This window comes from Micromonospora sp. NPDC049580 (assembly GCF_040675595.1).
In the GTDB taxonomy this organism is placed as follows: Bacteria; Actinomycetota; Actinomycetes; order Mycobacteriales; family Micromonosporaceae; genus Micromonospora.
The window spans coordinates 1-5,644 of record NZ_JBFAPG010000419.1; the positions used below are offsets into that span (position 1 = coordinate 1).

Annotated in this window: 5 protein-coding genes; 4 read left to right on the forward strand and 1 reads right to left on the reverse strand. The window is 74.8% G+C overall.

Annotated features, from left to right (window positions below; translation table 11 throughout):
- From AB0J68_RS25710 to AB0J68_RS25720, 3 genes are all read left to right on the forward strand, one after another.
- Window positions 1-745 (forward strand): universal stress protein (locus tag AB0J68_RS25710; RefSeq protein WP_363940748.1); only part of this gene is annotated, 745 nt, incomplete at its 5' end.
- Between the two features lie 242 nt (window positions 746-987).
- Window positions 988-1,983, forward strand: coding sequence for a nitroreductase (locus tag AB0J68_RS25715; protein WP_363940750.1), 996 nt, complete (start codon window positions 988-990; stop codon window positions 1,981-1,983).
- 141 nt (window positions 1,984-2,124) lie between these two features.
- A complete protein-coding gene (locus AB0J68_RS25720; protein ID WP_363940754.1) occupies window positions 2,125-3,756 on the forward strand; it encodes a GAF domain-containing sensor histidine kinase in 1,632 nt (543 codons plus the stop codon).
- A 15-nt stretch (window positions 3,757-3,771) separates the two neighbouring features.
- Here the strand turns inward: AB0J68_RS25720 and AB0J68_RS25725 are convergent, their stop codons facing one another.
- Window positions 3,772-4,410 (reverse strand): response regulator transcription factor, encoded by a 639-nt coding sequence (locus tag AB0J68_RS25725; RefSeq protein ID WP_234581614.1) that lies wholly within the window; start codon window positions 4,408-4,410, stop codon window positions 3,772-3,774.
- A gap of 195 nt (window positions 4,411-4,605) precedes the next feature.
- On the opposite strand from AB0J68_RS25725, the gene AB0J68_RS25730 reads away from it, so the two are divergent.
- Complete coding sequence (locus AB0J68_RS25730) at window positions 4,606-5,580, forward strand: nitroreductase (RefSeq protein ID WP_363940752.1); 975 nt, start codon at window positions 4,606-4,608, stop codon at window positions 5,578-5,580.
- Window positions 5,581-5,644: the final 64 nt, after the last annotated feature.

Sequence of the window (5,644 nt, forward strand, 5' to 3'; positions counted from 1 at the left end):
GCGGCTGGCGTACGTCTTCGAGTGGCTGACGGTGGCCAGTTGGGTCGGTCCGGGCGTGGCGCCCGGCGTCTGGCCGGACGACACCGCCCGGAGACAGGCGGACGACCTGGTTCGCAAGGCCGCGGCGGACGCCGCCGCCGCGCACCCCGGCCTGACGGTCACCGGCGAGGTGTACGACGGGCCGCCGGCCCTGGTGTTGCAGGAGCGCTCCGCCGACGCGGGGCTGCTGGTACTCGGCAGCCGCGGCCACGGAGGGTTCGGCGGGCTGCTGGCCGGGTCGACGGCGGTGGCGGTCGCCGCGCACGCGCACTGCCCGGTCGTGGTGGTCCGCGACGGGACCGCCAGCGGACCGGAAGCCCCGGTGGCGGTCGGTGTGGACGGTTCGGAGCCGTCGCTGGTGGCGCTCGGGTTCGCGGTCGAGCGGGCCGCCCAACGCCGGGTGCCGCTGCGCGTGCTGCACGCCTGGACCCCCGGCCCCGAGGCGGCGGCCGGGACGCCCGACGAGCAGGCCGCCGTCGAGGAGGCGCTGGAGCCGTGGCGGCGGACGTTCCCCGAGCTGGACATCACGCTCGACCTCGTCGCGGGCAGCCCGGCGGGGACGCTCATCGAGTCGAGCCGGTCCGCGCAGTTGGTGGTGGTCGGCAGTCGAGGCCGGGGTGGGCTGGCCGGGATGCTGCTCGGCTCGGTCAGCCAGCAGCTGATCCAGCACGCCGGCTGCCCGGTCGCGGTCGTCCGGGAACGCTGAGGCCGCGCCCGCTCGACTGCCCGCGTCGGCGGGTGGCGCGACAGCAGCGCGTCCCGGTGGCTCGGCGCATTCGCCGGCACCCGAGCCGGCCGCCGGTCGAGGCACCAGGTGGGCGCAACGACCCGCCGATTCGGGACCTGCGGCCCCTGCCCGGCGTCCGGGATTGCCCCACGATGGAGCGGCAACACACCGCGCGACAGCGCCAGGTGAGGCACGATGGCTAAGACGGAAAGGTCGTGACGATGAGTCAGGACAGTCAGCTGACGACCGCGCTGACGGAGGCCGCCACCACCGCCGGCCAGGCCCCCTCGGTGCACAACACGCAGCCGTGGCGGTGGCGGGTGCTCCCCGACGCGCTGGAGCTGCGTACGGTCACCGACCGGCAGCTCGCGGCCAGCGACCCGGAGGGGCGGCTGCTCACGCTCAGCTGCGGCGCGGCCCTGCACCACGCCCGGCTGGCGCTCGCCGCCGAAGGCTGGCGCGCGGTGGTGCAGCGCCTGCCCGACCCGGGCGACACCGACCTGCTGGCCCGGCTGACCGACCTGAGCCGGACCGCGGGCGACCCGGACGCCATGCGGATGGTGCAGTGCATGTCGGTGCGGCACACCGACCGGCGGCCGGTCAGCGACGAGCCGGTGCCGACCGCCGCGATCGGGGAGATCGCCCAGGCGGTCACCGCAGAGGGCGGCCGCCTACAGATCCTGGACCGCGACCAGGTGCTGGAACTGGCCGCCACGGCCGGGCACGCCGACACGGTCGAGGCCGAGGACCCGGAGCTGCGCGCCGAGCTGGCGTACTGGACGAGCCGCGCCGACAGCGGCACCGGTCTGCCCCCCGAGGTGCTCCCCGAGCAGCCGCCACAGACCACCGTGCCCGGCCGTGACTTCGGCCGCCCCGGCAGCCTGCCGGTCGGCCCCGGCCACGACCGGGCGGCGGTGTACGCGCTGCTGCACGGCGACGAGGACGAGCGGGACAGCTGGCTGCGCGCGGGTGAAGCGCTCTCCGCCGCCTGGCTGACCGCCACCCGGCTCGGCGTGTCGGTGGTGCCGCTGAGCGCAGTGGTCGAGGTCCCGGGCACCCGACAGACCCTGCGTCAGGTGCTCGCCGGCATCGGCTTCCCGTACCTCGTGCTGCGTCTGGGCATCGCGGACCCGGCACACGCGGGCCCGCCGCACACCCCGCGGCTGGCCAGCGAGCAGGTGGTGGACACCTCCGCGGTGCGCGGCGAACGGGCCTGACGGGCGATCGACTGTGTACGCCGACGCTACGATCGCGCGGTGACCAGCAGCGTTCCGCAGCCCCGCCCGGAATCCCCGGTGACGCCGTCGCTCGGGCTGAGCCCACTGTCCCGGGTCCGCCTCGACGAGCTGTTGCAGGAGATGCTGGACCGCGTCGGCGAGGTGATGACCAGCCGGGAGCGGCTACGGGCGCTGCTCGACGCGGTCGTCGGCATCGGCACCAACCTGGATCTGCGCACCACCCTGCGACGCATCGTGCAGGCGGCCTGCGAGCTGGTCGGCGCCCGGTACGGCGCGCTGGGCGTGGTCGGCCCGGACCGGCTGCTGCACGACTTCATCGTGCACGGCATCACGCCCGAGCAGCACGCGCAGATCGGCGACCTGCCGCACGGGCGGGGCGTGCTCGGCCTGCTCATCGACGATTCCCGCCCGCTGCGCATGCCGGACATCACCCAGCACCCACGCTCCTACGGCTTCCCCACCAACCACCCGCCCATGCACAGCTTCCTGGGCGTGCCGGTGCTCATCCGGGAGCAGGTGTTCGGCAACCTCTACCTGGCCGAGAAGCAGGGCGGCGCGCAGTTCACCGAGGACGACGAGGAGATCGTCGTCGCGCTCGCGGCCGCCGCCGGCGTGGCCATCGAGAATGCCCGCCTGTACGCCCTGGCCCACCGGCGGGAACGCTGGCTCGCCGCGACCGCCGAGATCACCACGGTGCTGCTCGGCGAGGTGCGCCGCACCGACGCGTTGACGCTGGTCGCCCGCCGGGCCCGGGAGGTCGCCGAGGCGGAGCTGGCGCTGGTGCTGCTCCACGACAGCGAGACCGCCCAGTTCACCGTGGAGGTCGTCAACGGCGTCGACGAGCGGGCCCGGGCGCTGGTCGGCGCGGTCCTGCCGGCCGCCGACACCAGCTTCGGGGCGGCCGTGGCCGAGGGTCGGCACGACCAGGTGGACGACCTGGCACACGCCGCGCCGTGGCCGGCGCTGCTGCACACCGGGCCCGCGATCGTCTCACCGCTGGCCACCGCCGACACGCTGCACGGCGTGCTGATCGTGGCGCACCGGCCGGAGCGCGGCGGCGGTGCCAGTGCCGAGGACGTGGCGCTGCTGGGCAGCTTCGCCGGTCAGGCGGCGCTGGCCATGGAACGGGCCCGCGGCCAGGAGGAACGGGAGCTGCTGGTGGTCCTGGAGGACCGCGAACGGATCGCCCGCGACCTGCACGACGTGGTGATCCAGCGGCTCTTCGCCACCGGCCTGCAGTTGCAGAGCGCCGCGCCGATGATGGCCCGCCCCGAGGTGGCCAAGCGGATCAACGCGGCCGTCGACGACCTCGACGCCACCATCCGCGACATCCGGCGCACCATCTTCGAGCTGCGGACGCCGATGACCGCCGCGCTGCGCACCGAGATCCGCGAGGCCATCGAGTTGGCCGCCGAGTCGCTGGGCTTCAAGCCGCACCTGGAGGTGACCGGCCCGGTGGACAGCGCCGTACCGGACGCCCTCCGCCCGGATCTCACCGCCGTGCTGCGCGAGGCGCTGTCCAACACGGTCCGCCACGCGCAGGCCACCCGCGTCGACGTGGCCGTACGCGTCGACGGCGGGCAGGTCAGCGTGACGGTCACCGACAACGGGGTGGGCTGCGACCCGGCCGCCGCCCGAGGTGGCCTCATCAACCTGCGGGAACGCGCCGACCGCCTCGGCGGCACCTTCACGATCCGCCCGGTCGAGGCGCACGGCACCGAGCTGTGCTGGTCGGTGCCCCTGCGCGACTGACCGGCGCGGGTCGGCTCAGGGCGTTTTGCCCAACAGACGGGTGGCCAGGACGGCGGCCTGGGTGCGGCGCTCCAGGCCCAGCTTGGCCAGCACGCTGGAGACGTAGTTCTTCACCGTCTTCTCGGCGAGGAACATCTTTCCCGCGATCTCCCGGTTGGTCAGCCCCTCGGCCACGTACTCCAGGATCCGCCGCTCCTGCTCGGTGAGCGACTTCAACTCGCGCGGCTGCTCGACGCCGTTGCGGATGCGTTCCAGCACCCGGGTGGTGATCGCCGGGTCGAGCAGGGACTGCCCGGCTGCCACCCGACGCACCGCGTCGACCAGGTCGGTGCCGCGGATCTGCTTGAGCACGTACCCGGCGGCCCCCGCCATGATCGCGGCGAACAGCGCCTCGTCGTCCTCGTACGAGGTGAGGATCAGGCCCTTGATGGACGAGTCGACGGCCCGGATGTCGCGGCACACGTCGATGCCGTTGCCGTCGGGCAGCCGGGCGTCGAGGATCGCGACGTCGGGCCGCAGCGCCGGGATGCGGCGGGACGCCTCCTGCGCGGAGCCGGACTCGCCGACCACCTCGATGTCACCGCTGCTCTGCAGCAGGTCGGCCAGGCCACGGCGGACGACCTCGTGGTCGTCGAGGAGGAAGACGCGGATCATCCCTCGTTTCTACCCGCGCCGCTCGGCAGGCGCACGGGCCGAAGGTCCCGACCGGAGGGACCGACTGTCGGTGGGGCGGTCGGGCCCGGTGGATCGGGACGTCCGGCCCTGCTCGGCGCCCACCCGGCGGGCGGACCGTGGGGGTGCGCCGGCCGCCGCGACTCGACGACCGGCCCACCGGAAGGGAGCACCGCCATGCACATCGGCTACACCACAGCCCAACTGCGAGCCGCCGCCGCGGACGCGGTCCGCGCGCCGTCGCTGCACAACACGCAGCCGTGGCGGTTACGGCTACGCGACGGTGGGATCGAGGTGCTGGCCGACCCGGCCCGGCGGCTGCCGGCGACCGACCCGAGCGGTTGGGGCGTACGGATCGCCTGCGGTGCAGCCCTGTTCAACCTGCGGGTCGCGCTGGCCGTGGCCGGCGTCCCGGCCCGGGTACGGCTGCGCCCCGACCCGGCCGAGCCGGACCTGCTGGCCCGGCTGGTGCCGGACATCCCGCGCCGGCCCACCCCCGCCGAGCAGAGCCTGCACGCGGCCATCCCCCGCCGGTTCAGCAACCGGCTGCCGTTCTGGCCGGACCCGGTGCCGTCCGACGCGCGGTGGCGCCTCGGTGAGGCGGCCCGCGCCGAGGGGTGCTGGCTGGAGTTGCTGATCGGGGTGAGCGCGGTGACGGCATTCGGGGAGATCGCCCGCAGCGCGCACCGGGTGCTGGAGCGCGACCCGGCCTACCGGGCGGAACGCGAGCGGTGGCTGCGCCGGGAGCCCGCGCCGGACGGCGTACCCGCCTCGGCCGGCGGCCCGCAGCACGAGCCGCAGGACGTGCTGCCGACGCGCGGCTTCGGCGGGCGCGACCGGGCGCCGGGACGGGACTTCGAACCCGAGCCGCTGGTGGGGGTGCTCGGCTCGGTCGGCAACACCGCCATCGACCAGGTGGTCGCCGGTCAGGCCCTGCAACGGGTGCTGCTCACCGCCACCGACTCGGGATTGAGCGTGTCGATGCTGTCCCAGCCGATCGAGGTGCCCACGGCCCGGGAGCAGCTGCGGGTGTCGCTGGGGCGGTTCGGCGCGCCGCAGATGGTGCTGCGCATCGGGTACGGCCAGCCGGGCCGGCCGACGCCACGGCGTGCGGTTGACGAGGTGCTGGACTACCCGATACGGAGCCGCTGATCAGGCAATCAAGACCCATGGCCGATCCTGACCGGTGGGGGGGGGGGGGGGTTGTATTTTGGGG

Excerpts from the sequence above, each read along its gene's own strand:
- AB0J68_RS25730 (WP_363940752.1), top strand. The coding sequence starts at position 4,606 with ATGCACATCGGCTACACCACAGCCCAACTGCGAGCCGCCGCCGCGGAC.
- AB0J68_RS25720 (WP_363940754.1), top strand. The coding sequence starts at position 2,125 with ATGCTGGACCGCGTCGGCGAGGTGATGACCAGCCGGGAGCGGCTACGG.
- AB0J68_RS25725 (WP_234581614.1), bottom strand. The coding sequence starts at position 4,410 with ATGATCCGCGTCTTCCTCCTCGACGACCACGAGGTCGTCCGCCGTGGC.
- AB0J68_RS25715 (WP_363940750.1), top strand. The coding sequence starts at position 988 with ATGAGTCAGGACAGTCAGCTGACGACCGCGCTGACGGAGGCCGCCACC.